Consider the following 18,300-nt stretch of genomic DNA (forward strand, 5'->3'; position numbering starts at 1 on the left):
TCGCCTTTCTACTATTCAGCTAATGCCTTGCGCTGCGCTTCAATCAATTGTTCAATCCCTTGATGAGCAAGATCTAATAATTGGAGCAATTCCATATGCGTAAACGGTTCGCCTTCTGCCGTGCCTTGTACTTCGACTAAACGACCATCATCAACCATTACTACGTTCATGTCAGTTTCAGCATTAGAATCTTCAACATATTCTAAATCACATACCGCATTGTTATTCACAATTCCCACGGAAATTGCCGCAACTAAACCTTTTAATGGATTGGTTTTTAATACGCCATCTGCCATCAATTTGTTAATCGCATCGTGTAATGCCACACAAGCACCAGTAATTGATGCGGTACGAGTGCCACCATCTGCCTGAATAACATCGCAATCAATGGTAATCGTACGTTCACCTAATGCTTTGAGATCTACAATGGCACGCAATGAACGGGCAATAAGACGTTGAATTTCCATTGTTCTGCCCCCTTGCTTGCCTTTCGCTGCTTCACGCTGGGTACGTGAATGGGTTGCACGTGGCAACATGCCATATTCAGCCGTTACCCAACCTTGTTGTTGTCCTTTTAAAAAACGGGGTACGGTTTCTTCAACAGTGGCGTTACATAATACTTTGGTTTCGCCAAACTCAATTAACACTGAGCCTTCCGCATATTTTGTATAATGACGGGTAATTTTTACGGGGCGGACTTGATTAAGTTCTCGATTATTCGGACGCATGGTTTTTCTTCCTTTTTACTAAAATTATTCTGCATTTTACAGTACAATAGGGTAATTTTCATTAAAAACAGGATAATAACAATGATTTATAGTATGACGGCATTTGCTCATTTAGAAATAAAAAAAGAGTGGGGAAATGCAGTATGGGAAATTCGTTCGGTTAATCAACGCTTTTTAGAAACCTATTTCCGCTTACCAGAACAGTTCCGCAATCTTGAAATGACCTTACGTGAACGTTTACGTGCTTCTCTTACCAGAGGAAAAGTAGAATGTAGCTTACGCATTGAATTGGCACAAAATGAAAATAAAGCTTTAGTGCTCAATAACGAATATGCGGAAACCGTAATTGCCTCATTAAAAACATTAAGAGAAATTGCCGGCGAAGGCGATATCAACTTAGTCGATGTATTACGTTATCCGGGCGTAGTGGACAATCAAGCCCAAGATTTAGATCAGATAGGGCAAGATCTCCTTGAAGGATTTGAACAGATTTTAGCGGATTTTATCGCAATGCGTGGACGTGAAGGGGCGAATTTACAAACCTTAATTCAACAACGTTTAGATAGCATTGCAGAGATCGCTCAAAGCGTTCAAGCTCAAATGCCCGCCATTCTTCAATGGCAAAAAGAGAAGTTACAACAACGTTTTGACGAGTTAAATTTACAGCTCGATCCACAACGTTTAGAACAAGAGATGGTTTTAACAGCACAACGTGTTGATGTCGCAGAAGAATTAGACCGCTTGCAACTCCACGTAAAAGAAACCACCTCTATTTTGAAAAAAGGTGGGGCTGTCGGTCGTAAATTGGATTTTATGATGCAAGAGCTTAATCGTGAATCCAATACTTTAGCCTCGAAATCGATCAATGCTGATGTCACAAATTCAGCGGTTGAGTTAAAAGTGCTTATTGAACAAATGCGTGAGCAAATTCAGAATTTAGAGTAGGTTTCTATGAAATGTGAATGTAGCCAAATCAGTAAACAATATCCAAATCTTTGCATTTTACTTTCACAATATCGTTTAATTGAGATTGCAGGCGTTGATGCGGAGAAATACCTTCAAGGTCAATTAACTTGCGATGTGGCAAAACTTGCCGTAGGCGAACATACGCTGACAAGCCATTGTGATCCGAAAGGCAAAATGAGTGCTTTACTTCGCTTATACCGAGCTGAAGCTGAACGCTTTTTTGTCATTATTCATCAAGATCTACTGCCTGAAGCACTCGTTCAGCTCAAAAAATATGCGGTATTTTCTAAAGTAACCTTTACCGAAAAAGAGACGGCGTTATACGGCATAACCGATTTTGAACTACTTGCAAAATGCCAAGAAAATTCAACCGCTTTATCGCTTACTCAAGGTCAAAAACGAGCGATTGTTTGGGGCGAAGAATTGGCACCGAATGCAGAAGCAGCATTGTGGGATTTAATGGATATTCAAGATGGTCTGCCAATTTTATTAAAAGCGAACCAATTTGAATTGATCCCACAAGCCGCCAACTTACAAGCGGTCGAAAATGCAATTTCTTTTACCAAGGGTTGCTACATCGGGCAAGAAACAGTAGCTCGAGCAAAATATCGTGGTGCAAATAAACGAGCCATGTTTACCTTAGTTGGCGAAGTTGCCGAGAAGGCTGATTTACCACAGCCTGCAACGAGTATTGAAATGCAATTGGGCGAGAATTGGCGCTCAACGGGGACAATCATGACTGCCGTTAAACACCAAAATCAGTTATGGGTGCAGGTCATTTTAAATAAAGATGTCGAGCCAAACAGCCGATTCAGATTGAACGATGTTGAATTAGCAATTTGTGATTTACCTTACTCTTTAAGTGAAGAATAGTCAAAAGCCCTTCAAATGAAGGGCTTTATTTTACTGGTTACACTTCTTCAGAAGCTTCAGAAAAACGTTCAATCGTTGCACCAAGACCACGTAGTTTTTCTTCGATGTGCTCATAACCACGATCGATATGATAAATACGATCTACAATGGTTTCACCATTTGCGATACAGCCAGCTAAGACTAAGCTGATTGAAGCACGAAGGTCAGTTGCCATAACCTCGGCAGGTTTTAGTGATTCAACGCCATGGCAAATTGCGGTGTTACCTTCGATTTCGCCTTTTGCGCCCATACGGTTGAGTTCTGGAATATGCATAAAACGGTTTTCAAAAATCGTTTCCGTAATACGACTTGTCCCTTCTGCCACTGCATTTAACAAAGTAAATTGTGCCTGCATATCTGTTGGGAAGCCAGGGTGAGGCATAGTACGGATATTTACCGCTTTTGGACGCTGACCTTTTGAATCAAGTGTGATCGTATCTTCAGTCACTTCAACATCCATGCCTGCTTCACGTAATTTCTCAATCACCGCATCTAATGTATCTGCTTTCGTACCACGACACGTGATTTTACCGCCAGAAACTGCAGCAGCAATAAGGAATGTACCGGTTTCAATACGGTCTGCTACAACACGGTGTTCACAACCACCTAAGCGTTCTACACCTTCAACCGTAATCATATCAGTACCTGCACCAGAGATTTTTGCCCCCATTGCATTTAAGAAAATAGCCGTATCGACAATTTCAGGTTCACGAGCAGCATTTTCAATTACCGTTGTTCCTTCTGCTAAAGTTGCCGCCATCATCACAGATAATGTCGCCCCTACGCTCACTTTATCCATATAAACTCGAGCGCCTTTAAGTCGGCCGTTTGAAGTCGCTTTTACATAGCCTTCGTCTAACTCAATCGTTGCGCCCATTTTTTCTAAACCTGCGATATGCATATCCACAGGTCTCGCACCGATAGTACAGCCGCCTGGTAAAGAAACTTGCCCTTCGTGGAAACGAGCCACTAATGGCGCCAGTGCCCAAATTGAAGCACGCATTGTTTTCACTAATTCGTAAGGTGCAACATAGTGATCAATCTTACTTGCATCAATCTGTACTGCACCGTTTGTGTCACGCTCAACAACGACACCTAATTTACGTAAAATTTTGAAAGTGGTTTCCACGTCCTTTAACACAGGCACATTGGTTAATGTAACTGGCTTTTCTGCCAAGATAGCGGCGAAAAGAATAGGTAATGCTGCATTTTTTGCACCAGAAATTTCAACGGTACCGCTTAAAGTAACAGGACCGCGTACTCGGAATTTTTCCATTTTTTATCCTTTTAATTATAAAAACAAAAGTTGAACCTTTTGTAAGCGGTCAAATTTGACATATCACTTACGAAATGGCTCAACTTACTTAATTAACCTGCCATATTTAATAAACGCTCTTTTTTCCATTGTTCTGTGGAAAAAACTTTAATTGTAAGCGCATGAATAGCATTGGTAGCAAATAAATCGCCGAGTGGCGCATAAACAGCTTGTTGTTGCTTCACTCGAGAAAGTGCAGCCAAGCTATCACTTACCACGATAACGCCATAATGGGAATTTTCCCCTTGAGCATGAATTTCTGTGGCATCGGTAAGCGCTGCTTTAAGTATCTCTTCAAGTTGTTTTGGTTCCATAAATTAAATGATCCTTTAAATCAAAAAATAATGATGTCGATTAGTTTACAAGATAGCTATTTAACCATTGGTCTAAATCATATAAATCCGCTAATGTTTTCACAACATTCGGAACATGAATCAGATGATTTGAGGTTTGCTTTCCATAAAAATGCAACAATTCAGTCAGTAGAACAAAACCGGCAGAATCAATCCGTGAAATTGCTTTTAAATCCCAATAAATATGTTGATTTTTTCTTGTAGATAAAAAAGAAGCACGTTGCTTCCATAACGGAAGCAACGTGTCACGGGTTAATTCACCACTCAACTCTACCACTAAGCTTTCATTGTTATGCAATACGCTCCATTGTAATGTTTTTTGTGGTTTCATACTAATTATTTTTTAGTTAAAGAGATTGGTTGTTTTGCTGATTGTGCAACTTGTGCAGTAAGTGCATCAATACCTTGTTGGCGTAATACACCGCTCCATTCATTTTGTTTTGTTGCAACCATACTTACACCTTCAGCTGCCATGTCGTAAGCTTGCCATTCACCGGTTTTGCTATTTTTACGCCATTTAAAATCTAATTTAATAGGCGCTGCACTGCCGTTCGATAATACATTTACACGAATACTTACGATAGATTTACCATCTGTTGGTTTTTCGCTCTCAATCTCAATTTTTTGATCTTGGTATTGGGTTAATACTTGTGCATAAGATTGCTCAATAAATTGACCGAATGCATCAAAGAATTTCTCACGTTGTGCTTCTGATGCTGAAGAAAGCGCTTTACCTAGAACAAGCTGTCCTGCATATTTAACATGTACTTTTGGCATTAAATCGTTACGCACGATTGTACGTAAATATTCTGGATTTGATTTAATTTTACCTTGGTTTGCTTTAATATCACTAAAGAGTTTATCTGCAGTTTGTTGCATTAACACATATGGGCTCGTTTCTGCAAAAGCTTGTGTTGAGAATAACGTTGATAAAGCAACAACACCGGCAACCATCATTTTTTTGATATTTTTTAACATTAAAAATACTCCAATAAGAATAACAATCTGTTATTAAGGTTTACAAGCGGTAGAATAATGCGTTTATTTTACCGCTTTTCATTATAGTCTATACGACTACATTAAGGTGAAGCAGGTTTTTCTGCTTCGGTTTTTTCTGCATCCGTTCCTGAAGATTTTTTATCTCCATACAAGAACTGACCGATTAAATCTTCTAATACCATCGCAGAATTAGTATCTGCAAAAGTACTTCCTTCTTTCATATATTCCGTTTCGCCTTCCATCATAAAGCCTACATTTAACGCAATATATTGTTCGCCAAGTAAACCTGCCGTTTTAATAGAAAGTGAACTCGTATCCGGAATTTTATTAAAATCTTCATTTACCGCTAAAGTCACTTTAGGCGTATAAGTTTGAGGATCTAACTGGATATCAGATACACGTCCAACCACGACACCGCCTACTTTAATTGGCGCACGCACTTTTAGTCCACCGATATTATCGAAAGTTGCGTAAAGAGTGTAAGTTTTCTCTGAACTAAACCCCTGCACATTCGCTACACGTAAGCCTAAAAAAGCAAGAGCAATGAGCCCTAATAATACAAATAAGCCTACCCAAAATTCAAATTTAATTGATTGACGCATTTTTTTTCCTTTTTTACATTAACCGCCAAACATAATGGCTGTTAAAATAAAGTCTAACCCTAAAATAACCAGTGAAGCGTTTACCACGGTCTTTGTTGTCGCTTGGCTAATTCCCTCTGATGTTGCAGTCGAATCATAACCATTAAATAAAGCAATCCAAACAACAGCGAAAGCGAAGATAATGCTTTTAATAAAACCGTTAATTAAGTCGCTTGCACTCACAGAATTTTGCATAACAGACCAGAAGCTACCTGAATCTACCCCTTTCCAGTCAACCCCAACTAAAGAGCCGCCCCAAATGCCAATTGCAGTAAAAATAACAGCTAAAATTGGCATTGAAATCACACCAGCCCAAAAACGTGGTGCGATAATACGCCGTAAAGGATCAACAGCCATCATTTCAAGGCTGGAAAGCTGTTCTGTCGCTTTCATTAAACCAATTTCTGCGGTTAATGCCGAGCCGGCTCGACCTGCAAAAAGTAATGCCGTGACCACCGGTCCTAACTCTCGAAGTAAAGAGAGTGAAACTAAAGTTCCCAAACTGGTTTCGGCGGCAAAATCAACTAAGACAACATAGCCTTGTAATCCTAATACCATCCCAATGAATAAGCCTGAAAGCATAATAATCAAAAGAGATTGTACACCAACCACATAAAGTTGTTTAATTAGCAGTGGGCTATGTTTACGAAATTGAGGCTTGCCAATCAATGCTCCCCATAACATAAAGGCGGAACGCCCAAATGCTCGGATAATATCAATAGTCGTTTTCCCAATTTGGTTAATAAAATTAATCATTAAACAAGTCCTCCACATAGTCTTTTGCAGGATAGTGGAAACGAACCGGACCATCTGCTTTTCCTGCCAAGAATTGAATTACTTGAGGATCTTGACTTGCCACAAGCTCTTCAGGCGTTCCCTGAGCAATGACGCGCTGATTTGCCACAATATAAGCATAATCCGCAATACTTAATACTTCCGTCACGTCATGAGAAACAACTATCGAAGTTAAATTCAATGCCTGATTGAGTTTTTTAATCAACTCAACAATAACACCCATACTAATCGGATCTTGCCCCGTGAATGGTTCATCGTACATAATCAGATCAGGGTCTAATGCAATTGCTCGAGCTAATGCTGCTCGGCGAGCCATTCCGCCGGAAAGCTCTGAAGGCATTAAGTGAGCTGCCCCTCGTAGCCCAACAGATTCTAATTTCATCAGAACCAATTTTCTAATCAGTTCTTCCGGTAAAGTGGTATGTTCACGAATGGGAAAGGCGACATTATCAAAAGTCGATAAATCAGTAAATAATGCCCCGGATTGAAACAACATCCCCATACGCTGGCGAAGCTGATAAAGCTCTTTATTTGATGCTTGGCAAATATCTTGTCCATCAAATAAAATTTCGCCTTGTTCCGGAATAATTTGTCCACCGATTAAACGTAATAATGTTGTTTTTCCTATGCCAGAAGGCCCCATTATCGCTGTCACTTTACCTTTCTGCACTTGCAGATTAAGATTATCGTAAATTACTCGATCACCTCTTTTAAAGGTCAAGTTTTTTACTTCAATCAAGTTTTCAGTGTTTTGCATTCGTTTGTTTATATACTCTTTTTAGTAAAAAGAAAGGAGCCTATACTCCACTAAGTTAGCCATAAAGTCAAAAGGCTTTTAAATTTTGACAAAAATTTTTTTCGAAATCCGATCTTTTCAAAAATTTACGTATTAACAATCCATCAATTCTAAATAAAATATCAGTCTTTAATGAACCCTTCCAAATTTTGTCTGTCCTATCAGACACGAGCAAGCGACTCAAGTTCAGCAAAAAGTATGCTTTCTCGCAATAGACATTTTCATATATAAAAATTAAGGAACAAATAATGAAAACAATGAAAAAATCAATCATTGCCGCTTTCGTATTAGGTATGGGCATGGCATCTATGCCAATGACAGCACAAGCTGAAATCAATCTACCTTTTATTTCAGCAAGTAGCCAACAAGAAACTCCATCTTTAGCAGACATGTTAGATAAAGTACGTCCTGCTGTTGTCAGCATTTCTGTTGAAGGTAAAACAAAAGAAGAACAATCAGATAGAAGAATGAGAGATATTCCAGAAGAATTTGAATTTTTCTTCGGAGATATGTTTGGCGATCAACGCTCTGCTCCGCGTAACTTCCGTGGAATTGGCTCAGGGGCAATTATCAATGCTGAGAAAGGCTATGTGATCACAAACAACCACGTGATTAAAGATGCAGATAAAATTACCATTAAATTAGAAGATGGACGTGAATTTAAAGCAAAATTAGTGGGTGCAGATCCGCTTTCTGATGTGGCTTTAGTCCAAATTGAAGAACCGAAAAATCTTACAGAACTCAAATTTGCAGATTCAGATAAATTACGAGTGGGCGATTTTAGCGTAGCTATTGGTAACCCATTCGGTTTAGGTCAAACCGTAACATCGGGGATTATTTCTGCCTTAGGTCGTTCCACAGGAACAACCGATGATGGCTACCAAAACTATATTCAAACCGATGCAGCGGTAAACCAAGGTAACTCAGGTGGTCCGTTAATTAACTTAAAAGGGGAACTCATCGGTATCAACACTGCAATCATTTCGCCAAGTGGTGGCAATGCAGGTATTGCATTTGCGATTCCATCTAATATGGCAAATAACCTTGTTCAACAAATTATTGAATTCGGCGAGGTTAAACGCGGTATGTTAGGCATTAAAGGGGGCGAATTAAACGCAGATCTTGCTAAAGAATTCAGCATTGATGCTCAACAAGGTGCTTTTGTCAGCGCAGTTTTACCTGATTCAGCAGCAGCTAAAGCAGGTTTAAAAGCAGGTGACGTTATTACCGCACTTAATGGTCAAAAACTCCGTAGCTTTAGTGAGTTACGTGCGAAAGTGGCAACAACCGGTGTTGGCAAAGAGATTGAATTAACATATCTACGTAATGGTAAAGAAGAAAAAACAAAAGTCACTTTACAAGCCGATTCAGGCAGTACTGTTGCAGCCAAAGATTTATTACCGGCATTAAAAGGGGCGGAGTACAGTAATTATAGTGATAAAGGGTTTAAAGGTGTTGAAATCACTAAAGTCGAAAAAGGTTCACAAGCAGAAATGCGTGGCTTGAAAAAAGGCGATGTGATTGTTGGCATCAACCGCCACAGTATTGAAAATATGAGCGATTTACGCAAAGTGCTTGAGGCAAAACCTTCAGCGATTGCACTTAATATTTTCCGTGATGGTTCTAATTTCTTCTTACTTATCCAATAATTAATCGATTAAAGCACAACATCTGTTGTGCTTTTTTTCTTATTTATCTTCTATAATGGCAACATTTTCTTCACTCTTTCATAATGTCACATGAAAACACCTTTATCGATTTGTATTTTACGCTTATCTGCGATAGGCGATGTATGCCATACTCTTGCAGTTGTCCAAGCAATTCAACGCCAATATCCCGATGCTGCAATTACCTGGATTATCGGCAAAACAGAAGCCAATTTAATGCAAGGATTGGCAAATGTAACGCTTGTGCCTTACGATAAAAAAAATGGTTGGAAAGAAATCTTTACAATCTGGAAAAAGCTCGCACACAAGCGGTTTGATTTTTTATTAAATATGCAAACTGCTTTTCGTGCTTCGTTACTTTCTATCGGAATTAAAGCTAAGCGGAAAGTTGGCTTTAATCGAGATAGAGCAAGGGAACTACAATGGCTTTTTACCAATGAAAAAGTAGATACAACCGCTTCTCCTCACGTACTCGATGGGCAAATGATGTTTGCCAAAGCGATTGGTGTAACAGATTTAACACCACATTGGACATTACCTATTTCTGCCGAAGATCGTGCATATTCACAGCAATTTCTAGACGATAACCGTAAAAATGTTGTGATTTCTCCCTGCTCAAGTAAAGCTGAAAAAGATTGGTTACCTGAACGTTATGCTGAAATCGCAAAATGGCTATCAGCACAAAATGTTAATGTGATTTTAGTCGGGTCGCCTGCAAAAAATGAATTAAAAATGACCGCTTACATTGCAGAGCAAGCCCCACAATGTACCAATCTTGCAGGGAAAACCACATTAAAACAGCTTGCGGCATTATTAGATAAAGCCGATCTCGTTATTTCTCCGGATACCGGCGCCGCTCACATTGCCAGTATTCAGGGTACTCCGGTTATCGGGCTTTATGTCATTCATAATCCACGCCGTACCGCACCTTATAACGATCAACAAAATGTGATCTCCGTATATGATGAAGCCGTAAAAGAGTATTATGGAAAAAGCTGGGACCAACTCCCTTGGGCAACAAAAGCGCGTAGTAAAAATAATGAAAAATTGATGGCTCGCATTTCTGTTGAACAAGTTAAGAAAAAAGTAGTTGATATTTTAGGTGTAAATCTGTAAATTACGAGTGTATTATTTATTTTACACAACAGGAAAGAAAAATGAACGCACAAGTCGTTAATCAAGATAGCATTCACAACGTTAATATTACCGATGAAAAAGTATTGCTTACGCCCGCTGAATTAAAAGCTGAACTGCCACTACCTTCTCATCTGCGTAAACAAATTGAAACATCGCGTCAAGAAATTGCCGATATTATTCACAAACGTGATCACCGCAAGTTGATCGTGATTGGACCTTGCTCTATTCACGATCCTAAAGCAGCCATTGAATACGCTCAAAAATTAAAAACATTAAGCGATAAAGTAAAAGATCAACTTTACTTGGTTATGCGTGTTTACTTTGAGAAACCTAGAACCACTGTTGGTTGGAAAGGATTAATCAACGATCCTAACATTGACGGCACTTTTGATATTGAAAAAGGATTACGTGTCGGACGTAAACTTTGTTTAGATTTAGCTGAATTAGGCTTACCACTTGCCACAGAAGCACTCGACCCAATGACACCACAATATATTATGGATTTATTTAGTTGGGCTGCAATTGGAGCTAGAACGACAGAGTCGCAAACGCACCGTGAATTGGCGTCCGGTTTATCAATGGCAGTAGGCTTTAAAAATGGTACCGATGGTGGTTTAGGGGTAGCGATCAATGCAATGAAAGCGGCTGCCGAAAGCCATAGCTTTATCGGTATGAACCAAGAAGGGCAAGTTACCCTTTTAAAAACTAAAGGAAATGAAAACTGCCACGTGATTTTACGTGGAGGTAAAACGCCTAACTACGAAAAACCGTTCGTAGAAGAGTGTGAACAGAGCTTACATAAAGCAAATTTAGCGGAAGCGATTATGATCGATTGTAGCCACGGGAATTCAAATAAAGATTATACTCGCCAACCATTAGTTGCCGAAAATGCCTTAGAACAATTGCTTGCCGGAAACAAATCTATTATCGGTTTAATGATTGAAAGCCACTTAAATGCAGGTAATCAATCTTCTGAACAACCTTTTGAACAAATGAAATACGGCGTATCGATTACCGATGCATGTATTGATTGGGATACCACAGAAACATTATTAACCCATTTTGCTGAAAAATTAAGACAACTTGATAAATAAGAGACACCACAATGCCACTTAACCCTTTACGAGAAAAAATTGATCAGGTTGATCAACAACTCATTCAGTTATTCGCCGAACGTCTAAAATTAGTTGCCGAAGTGGGCAAAGTCAAATCGGAGCACGGCATACCTGTTTATGCACCTGATCGTGAAAGTGCGATGATCAAAGCTCGCCGAGAAGAAGCTGAAAAACAAGGTGTACCAGCAGATTTAATTGAAGATGTATTACGCCGAGTAATGCGAGAGTCTTACGCTAATGAAAACAAACACGGATTTAAAACGGTTAATCCGCAGGTTCGTAAAATTGTTATCGTTGGCGGTAAAGGGAAATTAGGTGGCTTATTTGCTCGTTTTTTAACACTATCTGGCTACCAAGTTGAAGCATTAGGTAGCCAAGATTGGGGGAACGCCGAGCAAATTATTAGTGGTGCAAATCTTGTTATTGTCTGTGTGCCGATCAATAAAACTCTTGAAATCATAGAGCGATTAGCACCTTACTTAACGGAAAAAATGATCCTAGCCGATCTTACCTCCGTAAAAGCGCAACCTTTAGAGAAAATGCTAGAAGTGCATAGCGGACCTGTTGTTGGTTTACACCCTATGTTCGGGCCTGATATTGCAAGTATGGCAAAACAGATTGTCGTTTGTTGCCACGGACGTTTTTCTAGCGAATATGAATGGCTTATTGAGCAAATTAAAATTTGGGGAGCAAAAATTGAGGTCATCGATGCACACGAACACGATCACTGTATGACCTACATTCAAGCACTCCGCCATTTTTCAACGTTTGCATTTGGATTACATTTATCGCGCCAACCTGTGAAATTATCGCAACTTTTAGCGTTATCTTCACCTATTTACCGTTTAGAGCTAGCGATGATTGGACGTCTATTTGCACAAGATGGTGGACTGTATGCCGATATTATTTCAGATAAACCAGAAAATTTATCAGTCATTCAGTCGCTTAAAGAAACCTTTGAAGAAAGTTTGAAGTATTTTGAGCAAAATAATAAAGCAGGCTTTATCGAGGCTTTTGATGAAGTCCATCATTGGTTCGGGGAATATTCTGAACTGTTCTTAAAAGAAAGCCGAAACCTGCTTCAACAGGCTCATGATTTTAGACGTTAATCATGCTTATACCGCTATAAAATATAGTAGGCATTAAATCCCTACGCTTACTTCTTAATATATATACGATAATTCTCACTTTCTATTGTCGGTTTTACTAGTGAAATATTCTGCTTCTCTTGCGCATTTAGCCAAAGTGATTGCCAATTTTTTCCTAACTCTTCGATATCGTTAGATTGCGATACGCCCAACTTATCATACCAAAAGAGTTTATACACCATTTGTAGCGGATGTTGGCTTACGTTCTTTACGGAGAGAGAATCAGATTTTGCATTGATTTCAATGTAAGGGTTGATGGCGGCATCAATGTTCACAATCGGTTCTGATTTGCCCGTAATGTAGCTTTGCGGATTATTCCCACAAGCGGTCAAAAAAAGTGAAAAAATTGCAAAGGGTACCCATTTAAACATCATTATTTACTCAACATTTTGCCTAAAGGTTCACCACCGACTAAATGCATATGAATATGGAAAACTTCTTGGCCCCCATGTGCATTACAGTTCACAATCAAACGGTAACCGTCTTCCGCAATGCCTTCCTCTTTTGCAATTTTGGCTGCCGCCGTAAATAAACGCCCTAATGTTTTTTCATCTTCTTCTGTCACATGATTTACCGTTGGGATGAATTTATTTGGAATAATTAAAATATGTACGGCTGCTTGGGGCGAAATATCACGAAAAGCGGTCACAAGCTCGTCTTGATATACGATATTTGCAGGGATCTCTTTACGAATGATTTTACTGAAAATCGTTTCTTGGTATTGTTTTTCTGTCATGATGTTGTCCTCTTAAAATAGAAAATTATTTTGCTAAGCAACGAGCGACCGGTGCAAAACTTTTACGATGAAAAGGCGTTGCACCGAGTTCGGTTAATTTTTCAAAATGAAGTTTAGTTGGATAGCCTTTATGTTTGGCAAAACCATATTCAGGAAATTGCTTATCTAACTCATCCATTTCTAAATCACGAGCTACTTTGGCAAGAATAGAGGCCGCGCTAATTTCTTGCACCAAACTATCGCCTTTAACTACTGCTTGAGCAGGCATGCTTAATGTAGGAATGCGATTCCCATCAACCAGAACGAAATTTGGTTGAATATGTAATCCCTCCACTGCACGTTGCATCGCAAGCATCGTAGCATGAAGAATGTTGAGTTGATCAATTTCTTCTGGCTCAGCTCGCCCTAATGACCAACTTAGCGCTTTGGCTTTAATTTCTTCCGCTAATTTTAACCGTTTTTTTTCCGAAAGTTTTTTAGAATCAGTAAGCCCTTCAATCGGATTATTGGGATCAAGAATAACCGCTGCAGTTACCACAGCCCCCACTAATGGACCTCGCCCCACTTCATCGACTCCGGCAATCAATTTGGCGTTAGGATAAATAAATGCTGTCACAGATCCTCCATACGAAAATGACGTTGGCTTTTGCTTTCTTGGCGGCTTTCAATTAACCGATGATAATTTTCAAAACGGATAGGGTCGATTTCGCCTTTCTCTACAGCTTCACGGAGGGCGCAACCAGGATCCGAGCCATGTTTACAATCTCGGAATTTGCAAGTCCCAAGCACAGTTTGAAACTCTCGATAACCTAGCGTAATTTGATTAGGCTCTAAATGCCATAATCCAAACTCACGAATACCGGGGGAGTCAATCAGATTGCCTCCAAGCGGTAAATGATAGAGTCGAGAAGCGGTAGTGGTATGCTGTCCTAGACCTGAAACATCACTCACCGCACCTGTTAATGCATTAACTTCAGGTAATAGCTGATTGATAAGACTTGATTTTCCAACACCGGATTGCCCAACAAAAATCGAGGTTCCTTTTTGTAAATAGCGATGTAGTTGATCCATATTCTCGCCGGTATCTGCTGATAACATCAACGTCTCATACCCGATACGTTCGTAAATCGCTAACTGTTTTTTGACCGCTTGTCGTTCTTCTTCCGAGAGTAAATCGACTTTATTTAACACAATGAGCGCAGGAATTTGAGCCGTTTCACAAATGACTAAATAACGATCAATAATATTCAACGATAAAGTCGGCAGAACCGCAGAGACAATAATAATTTGATCGATATTAGATGCCATCACTTTTATGCCATCATAATAATCCGGGCGGCTTAGCTCATTTTTACGTGGATAAACAGCCTCAATTACACCGCTAATGCCTTGTAATTGCTCACTACCTAAACGCCAAGAAACATTATCGCCCACAACAACGTTTTTAAGGGTTCGGCGTAAATTACAGCGATAAATCTCACCGTTACTTGTTTCCACATCTGCGTGTTTAGCGTGGCGGGTTACCACAACACCTTGTTGAATCTCACCTAACATCTCATCTTGCCATTCAAATTCTTTTTTTGAAATACGTTTATGATGGTTAGATTGGATACGGCGTTGTTGGTTTTGGGTTAATCTTCGTTTGCTCAAAGGGCTTCTCTCATCAATAAAATTGAGTGTTAGGATACTAAAATTTCACGTAATAGCCAATGGAAATATATTAGGAATAGAGGACGAAAATCGTTGCTCAATACTAGTATTTCTAGACCTTTTCTTATACCATAAAGAAATAACAACGCCCCTTTTTAAGGAAAAGATATGAAATTACAACAACTTCGTTATATTGTTGAAATTGTAAATCAAAATTTAAATATCACGGAAGCCGCAGAGTCTTTATACACATCACAACCAGGGATCAGTAAGCAAGTTCGACTGCTAGAAAGTGAACTTGGGATCAATATTTTTGAGCGTAACGGCAAACATATCAAAGGGCTTACACCGGCTGGGGAAAAAATTATTTCCATTGCCCGAGAATTATTAGTCAAAGCTCAAAGCATCCGTGCGGTTGCAGAAGAACAAACCCGTCCGAATAGTGGCGTATTACGTATCGCAAGCCCAAATACACAAGCACGTTATGTTCTCCCGAAAGTGATTGAACAATTTAAAGCCAAATACCCTAATGTGAGCTTACACCTTCATCAAGGATCGCCAACGCAAATTTATGATGCATTAATGGCAGGCGAAGTGGATTTAGCCATTACTACTGAAGCTCAGTACTTATTTGAAGAGGCAATTTTATTACCATGCTACATGTGGAATCGCTCAGTTATTGTCAAACCTGATCATCCTTTAGCAAAATATGCGAACCAACCGCACCTACTTACTGTCGAAGAGCTAGGTAAATACGATTTAATTACCTATACCTTTGGTTTTACCGGGCAATCTGATTTGGATAAAGCCTTTAACAAAGTTGGGATTTTACCAAACATCGTGTTTACCGCAACCGATGCCGATGTGATTAAAACCTATGTTCGTATTGGATTAGGCGTGGGCATTATGGCATCAATGGCGCATACTGATATGGATAGTGATTTAGTTGCGATTAACGCAAGTCATTTATTCCAATCAAGTATGACACAAATTGCCTTTAAACGAGGTATTTTCTTACGTAACTATATGTATGATTTTATTAACTTTTTCTCTCCGCATTTAACTAAAATGCAAGTGGAAAAAGCAGAGCAATTGCGAGATAACACGGCAATTTTGCGCTTGTTTGAGCACACTCAATTAACCGAAAGATAGGAAAGAATATGAAATTTATGACAAAGGCCTTAGCGACTTTATTTGCAATTTCTACGCTAATTTCAACCGCTTATGCGGAAACTTTTAATATCAAATACAGCTCAAATTATCTAATGCCGGCGTATGTGAATTTTAGTAATGGCAATGGGCAATACCAAATCCAATCTAAAATTAATGTACCGCTTTACAATATTATTTTCACGGCAAAAGGCACTGAGCGAAACGGGCAATTTAATATGCTAAGTTATCGTGATAGCCGTAATGGCAAAACCTATGCTTTAGCGGAAATTGATTCGAAAACAGTAAAATATGGAAAAGCGAAAGAGCCATTAAAAGAAGAAGCGATCACAATGCCAACATTTGACCTTTTTACGACCGCATTCCAGCTCAGTTATTACGACCGTTTACCAAACAGTTTCCAAACAACAAACGGGAAAAAATTATACCCAACGGAAAATGTGAAGTTACAAACATCACAAAAAGCGGTTAAAGTGGATGGACAAAGTTATCAAGAAATCACTTATAAATTTAAAACAAACGATAATAAATTTATTACCGTAAAGAAATATCAAGGTGAAAAGTTCCCTCGTTATATTTCCTATAATCGTGATGGCGATAATTACGAATTAACGTTTGATAGTTTTGTGAAATAGTAAATTTCCCCTCTTCCCAAGGGAGAGGGAATGACATAATTAAACTGCCGCTGTTACGACAATTTCGACTTTCCAATTCGCATCCGCTAAACGAGCCTCGACAGCAGCTCTTGGCGGTGCATTATTTTCTGCTACCCATTCATCCCACGCTCGGTTCATTTCCGCATAATCGCCCATATTAGCAAGATAAACAGTTGCCATCAGGATTTTGCTTTTATCTGTGCCGGCTTTCGCTAAAAATTTATCGATTTCGCTTAAAACTTGCTGAGTTTGGTGGTAAGCGTCTTGGCTCGCATCAGTTGGCACCTGCCCGGCTAAGTACGCAACACCGTTATGTACTGCCACTTCCGAAAAACGTTTACTCACATCAATACGTTGAATCATTGATTTTTCCTTCCTTTTTATATGACAACAAGCGGTAATTTTTTTAGCAAAAATTACCGCTTGTTTACCTAAAATAAGATTACTCGACTTTCACAATCCAGCCTTCAGGCGCTTCAACATCACCAAACTGAATACCGGTTAATTCCGCATATAAGCGTTTAGTTACCGGCCCTACTTCCGTTTCAGAATAGAATACGTGGAAGTTGCCATTGTGTTGAATACCGCCCACCGGCGTAATCACTGCTGCGGTACCACAAGCACCGGCTTCGGCAAATTGATCAAGTTGATCAATATAAACATCGCCTTCGATCGTTTCCATACCTAAGCGTTCTTTGGCAATATGCAATAAAGAGTATTTCGTGATACTTGGTAAAATCGACTCTGATGCCGGTGTGATGAATTTATTATCTTTAGTGATTCCAAAGAAGTTTGCTGCGCCCACTTCTTCAATTTTTGTGTGAGTTTTTGGATCTAAATAAATTGCATCAGCAAATTTACGTGTTGCTGTGCCTTCTTCTGCAGCTAATTCGTGAGGTAATAAACTTGCGGCATAGTTACCCCCTACTTTTACACCACCGGTTCCCATTGGTGCAGCACGGTCGTATTGTGTAGTAATGAAGTTTGATGGTGCTAAACCACCTTTAAAATAAGCACCAACCGGACAGCAGAAAACAGAGAAAATATACTCCGGTGCAGGTTTTACACCGATGTTTTCGCCAACACCAATTAAAAACGGACGTAAGTAAAGGGTCGCACCTGAACCGTAAGGACCAAGCCAATCTTGGTTTGCTTTTACCACTTCTTTACAAGCACGAACGAATAATTCTTCCGGCACTTTTGCCATCAATAAACGCTCAGCTGTACGAGCCATACGTTTCGCATTCTCATAAGGACGGAATAAGTTAATCGAACCATCTTTACAGCGGTAAGCTTTTAAGCCTTCGAAGCATTGCTGACCATAATGTAATGCGGTTGAACCTTCGTGAATGTGTAGCGTATTGTCCGTCGTTAATTCGCCTTCGTCCCATTTGCCGTCTTTCCAACGTGCAATGAAACGGTAATCTGTTTTAATATATGAGAAGCCTAAATTTGCCCAATCTAAATCTTTTAAAGCCATTGTTGTGTCCTTTATTGTTGTCAATGAATTTTGGCA

Annotated in this window: 22 protein-coding genes; 8 read left to right on the forward strand and 14 right to left on the reverse strand. The window is 39.4% G+C overall.

The features are described from left to right. Positions 1-11: 11 nt before the first annotated feature. Positions 12-728 (reverse strand): ribonuclease PH, encoded by a 717-nt coding sequence (gene rph, locus DDU33_RS00425; protein WP_005818465.1) that lies wholly within the window; start codon positions 726-728, stop codon positions 12-14. An 81-nt stretch (positions 729-809) separates the two neighbouring features. Here rph and DDU33_RS00430 point away from each other — a divergent pair, with 81 nt between their 5' ends. Continuing rightward, positions 810-1,673 (forward strand): YicC/YloC family endoribonuclease, encoded by an 864-nt coding sequence (locus DDU33_RS00430; protein WP_108922435.1) that lies wholly within the window; start codon positions 810-812, stop codon positions 1,671-1,673. Positions 1,674-1,679: 6 nt separating this feature from the next. Then, complete coding sequence (gene ygfZ / locus DDU33_RS00435) at positions 1,680-2,567, forward strand: CAF17-like 4Fe-4S cluster assembly/insertion protein YgfZ (RefSeq protein WP_108922437.1); 888 nt, start codon at positions 1,680-1,682, stop codon at positions 2,565-2,567. Positions 2,568-2,604: 37 nt separating this feature from the next. On the opposite strand, the gene murA is transcribed toward ygfZ, so the two are convergent. From murA to mlaF, 7 genes are all read right to left on the reverse strand, one after another. Continuing rightward, complete coding sequence (gene murA / locus DDU33_RS00440; protein ID WP_108922439.1) at positions 2,605-3,882, reverse strand: UDP-N-acetylglucosamine 1-carboxyvinyltransferase; 1,278 nt, start codon at positions 3,880-3,882, stop codon at positions 2,605-2,607. 92 nt (positions 3,883-3,974) lie between these two features. Then, entirely contained in the window at positions 3,975-4,235 is a 261-nt protein-coding gene (locus DDU33_RS00445) for a BolA family protein (protein ID WP_005818473.1), read from the reverse strand. Positions 4,236-4,275: 40 nt separating this feature from the next. After that, positions 4,276-4,605, reverse strand: a complete 330-nt coding sequence (locus tag DDU33_RS00450) for an STAS domain-containing protein (protein WP_005818475.1) — start codon at positions 4,603-4,605, stop codon at positions 4,276-4,278. 5 nt (positions 4,606-4,610) lie between these two features. After that, the gene (mlaC, locus tag DDU33_RS00455; protein WP_005818477.1) at positions 4,611-5,252 is read right to left on the reverse strand and encodes a phospholipid-binding protein MlaC; all 642 of its coding nucleotides are present in this window, start codon (positions 5,250-5,252) and stop codon (positions 4,611-4,613) included. Between the two features lie 101 nt (positions 5,253-5,353). After that, the gene (mlaD, locus tag DDU33_RS00460; protein ID WP_005818478.1) at positions 5,354-5,875 is read right to left on the reverse strand and encodes an outer membrane lipid asymmetry maintenance protein MlaD; all 522 of its coding nucleotides are present in this window, start codon (positions 5,873-5,875) and stop codon (positions 5,354-5,356) included. Between the two features lie 18 nt (positions 5,876-5,893). Continuing rightward, the gene (gene mlaE / locus DDU33_RS00465) at positions 5,894-6,670 is read right to left on the reverse strand and encodes a lipid asymmetry maintenance ABC transporter permease subunit MlaE (protein WP_005822672.1); all 777 of its coding nucleotides are present in this window, start codon (positions 6,668-6,670) and stop codon (positions 5,894-5,896) included. Next, a complete protein-coding gene (mlaF, locus tag DDU33_RS00470; RefSeq protein WP_108922441.1) occupies positions 6,663-7,466 on the reverse strand; it encodes a phospholipid ABC transporter ATP-binding protein MlaF in 804 nt (267 codons plus the stop codon). The genes mlaE and mlaF overlap by 8 nt, the downstream gene beginning before the upstream one ends. 284 nt (positions 7,467-7,750) lie before the next feature. On the opposite strand from mlaF, the gene DDU33_RS00480 reads away from it, so the two are divergent. The 4 genes from DDU33_RS00480 to tyrA all read left to right on the forward strand — a co-directional run bounded on the left by DDU33_RS00480 (position 7,751) and on the right by tyrA (position 12,533). Further along, positions 7,751-9,154 carry a DegQ family serine endoprotease gene (locus DDU33_RS00480; protein ID WP_208620299.1) on the forward strand — a complete coding sequence of 468 codons (1,404 nt, stop codon included), beginning with the start codon at positions 7,751-7,753 and terminating at the stop codon, positions 9,152-9,154. A gap of 90 nt (positions 9,155-9,244) precedes the next feature. Next, a complete protein-coding gene (locus tag DDU33_RS00485; RefSeq protein WP_108922445.1) occupies positions 9,245-10,288 on the forward strand; it encodes a glycosyltransferase family 9 protein in 1,044 nt (347 codons plus the stop codon). Between the two features lie 41 nt (positions 10,289-10,329). Further along, positions 10,330-11,403, forward strand: a complete 1,074-nt coding sequence (locus DDU33_RS00490; protein ID WP_108922447.1) for a 3-deoxy-7-phosphoheptulonate synthase — start codon at positions 10,330-10,332, stop codon at positions 11,401-11,403. A gap of 11 nt (positions 11,404-11,414) precedes the next feature. Beyond that, on the forward strand, positions 11,415-12,533 hold the full coding sequence (gene tyrA, locus DDU33_RS00495) for a bifunctional chorismate mutase/prephenate dehydrogenase (RefSeq protein WP_108922449.1): 1,119 nt from the start codon (positions 11,415-11,417) through the stop codon (positions 12,531-12,533). A gap of 47 nt (positions 12,534-12,580) precedes the next feature. Here the strand turns inward: tyrA and DDU33_RS00500 are convergent, their stop codons facing one another. The 4 genes from DDU33_RS00500 to rsgA are packed head-to-tail and all read right to left on the reverse strand — an operon-like array spanning position 12,581 to position 14,958. Further along, positions 12,581-12,946 carry a YcfL family putative periplasmic lipoprotein gene (locus DDU33_RS00500; RefSeq protein WP_108922451.1) on the reverse strand — a complete coding sequence of 122 codons (366 nt, stop codon included), beginning with the start codon at positions 12,944-12,946 and terminating at the stop codon, positions 12,581-12,583. Continuing rightward, positions 12,946-13,308: an HIT domain-containing protein gene (locus DDU33_RS00505; RefSeq protein WP_108922454.1), complete on the reverse strand. Its 363-nt coding sequence runs from the start codon at positions 13,306-13,308 to the stop codon at positions 12,946-12,948. The genes DDU33_RS00500 and DDU33_RS00505 overlap by 1 nt, the downstream gene beginning before the upstream one ends. A gap of 25 nt (positions 13,309-13,333) precedes the next feature. Then, positions 13,334-13,924 (reverse strand): ribonuclease HII, encoded by a 591-nt coding sequence (gene rnhB / locus DDU33_RS00510; RefSeq protein WP_108922456.1) that lies wholly within the window; start codon positions 13,922-13,924, stop codon positions 13,334-13,336. Continuing rightward, positions 13,921-14,958 carry a small ribosomal subunit biogenesis GTPase RsgA gene (rsgA, locus tag DDU33_RS00515; RefSeq protein WP_005821163.1) on the reverse strand — a complete coding sequence of 346 codons (1,038 nt, stop codon included), beginning with the start codon at positions 14,956-14,958 and terminating at the stop codon, positions 13,921-13,923. Before rsgA ends, rnhB begins: the two co-directional genes overlap by 4 nt. A gap of 168 nt (positions 14,959-15,126) precedes the next feature. Here rsgA and cysB point away from each other — a divergent pair, with 168 nt between their 5' ends. Next, on the forward strand, positions 15,127-16,110 hold the full coding sequence (gene cysB / locus DDU33_RS00520) for an HTH-type transcriptional regulator CysB (RefSeq protein ID WP_108922458.1): 984 nt from the start codon (positions 15,127-15,129) through the stop codon (positions 16,108-16,110). An 8-nt stretch (positions 16,111-16,118) separates the two neighbouring features. After that, on the forward strand, positions 16,119-16,763 hold the full coding sequence (locus DDU33_RS00525) for a hypothetical protein (RefSeq protein WP_005821166.1): 645 nt from the start codon (positions 16,119-16,121) through the stop codon (positions 16,761-16,763). Positions 16,764-16,802: 39 nt separating this feature from the next. Here DDU33_RS00525 and DDU33_RS00530 read toward each other — a convergent pair whose 3' ends face one another. Further along, entirely contained in the window at positions 16,803-17,147 is a 345-nt protein-coding gene (locus DDU33_RS00530) for a RidA family protein (protein WP_005821168.1), read from the reverse strand. 79 nt (positions 17,148-17,226) lie between these two features. Further along, entirely contained in the window at positions 17,227-18,279 is a 1,053-nt protein-coding gene (locus DDU33_RS00535) for a branched-chain amino acid aminotransferase (protein ID WP_294088528.1), read from the reverse strand. Between the last annotated feature and the right edge of the window lie 21 nt (positions 18,280-18,300).

It is taken from the genome of Actinobacillus porcitonsillarum (assembly GCF_003101015.1).
Classification (GTDB): domain Bacteria; phylum Pseudomonadota; class Gammaproteobacteria; order Enterobacterales; family Pasteurellaceae; genus Haemophilus_A; species Haemophilus_A porcitonsillarum.

Bases quoted from the DNA above. Each gene is read 5' to 3' on its own strand.
- DDU33_RS00530 (WP_005821168.1), bottom strand. From the start codon at position 17,147: ATGATTCAACGTATTGATGTGAGTAAACGTTTTTCGGAAGTGGCAGTA.
- DDU33_RS00500 (WP_108922451.1), bottom strand. From the start codon at position 12,946: ATGATGTTTAAATGGGTACCCTTTGCAATTTTTTCACTTTTTTTGACC.
- DDU33_RS00445 (WP_005818473.1), bottom strand. From the start codon at position 4,235: ATGGAACCAAAACAACTTGAAGAGATACTTAAAGCAGCGCTTACCGAT.
- DDU33_RS00525 (WP_005821166.1), top strand. From the start codon at position 16,119: ATGAAATTTATGACAAAGGCCTTAGCGACTTTATTTGCAATTTCTACG.
- DDU33_RS00450 (WP_005818475.1), bottom strand. From the start codon at position 4,605: ATGAAACCACAAAAAACATTACAATGGAGCGTATTGCATAACAATGAA.
- mlaD (WP_005818478.1), bottom strand. From the start codon at position 5,875: ATGCGTCAATCAATTAAATTTGAATTTTGGGTAGGCTTATTTGTATTA.
- mlaC (WP_005818477.1), bottom strand. From the start codon at position 5,252: ATGTTAAAAAATATCAAAAAAATGATGGTTGCCGGTGTTGTTGCTTTA.
- DDU33_RS00505 (WP_108922454.1), bottom strand. From the start codon at position 13,308: ATGACAGAAAAACAATACCAAGAAACGATTTTCAGTAAAATCATTCGT.
- ygfZ (WP_108922437.1), top strand. From the start codon at position 1,680: ATGAAATGTGAATGTAGCCAAATCAGTAAACAATATCCAAATCTTTGC.
- murA (WP_108922439.1), bottom strand. From the start codon at position 3,882: ATGGAAAAATTCCGAGTACGCGGTCCTGTTACTTTAAGCGGTACCGTT.
- DDU33_RS00490 (WP_108922447.1), top strand. From the start codon at position 10,330: ATGAACGCACAAGTCGTTAATCAAGATAGCATTCACAACGTTAATATT.
- cysB (WP_108922458.1), top strand. From the start codon at position 15,127: ATGAAATTACAACAACTTCGTTATATTGTTGAAATTGTAAATCAAAAT.
- mlaE (WP_005822672.1), bottom strand. From the start codon at position 6,670: ATGATTAATTTTATTAACCAAATTGGGAAAACGACTATTGATATTATC.
- mlaF (WP_108922441.1), bottom strand. From the start codon at position 7,466: ATGCAAAACACTGAAAACTTGATTGAAGTAAAAAACTTGACCTTTAAA.
- rph (WP_005818465.1), bottom strand. From the start codon at position 728: ATGCGTCCGAATAATCGAGAACTTAATCAAGTCCGCCCCGTAAAAATT.
- DDU33_RS00430 (WP_108922435.1), top strand. From the start codon at position 810: ATGATTTATAGTATGACGGCATTTGCTCATTTAGAAATAAAAAAAGAG.
- tyrA (WP_108922449.1), top strand. From the start codon at position 11,415: ATGCCACTTAACCCTTTACGAGAAAAAATTGATCAGGTTGATCAACAA.
- DDU33_RS00485 (WP_108922445.1), top strand. From the start codon at position 9,245: ATGAAAACACCTTTATCGATTTGTATTTTACGCTTATCTGCGATAGGC.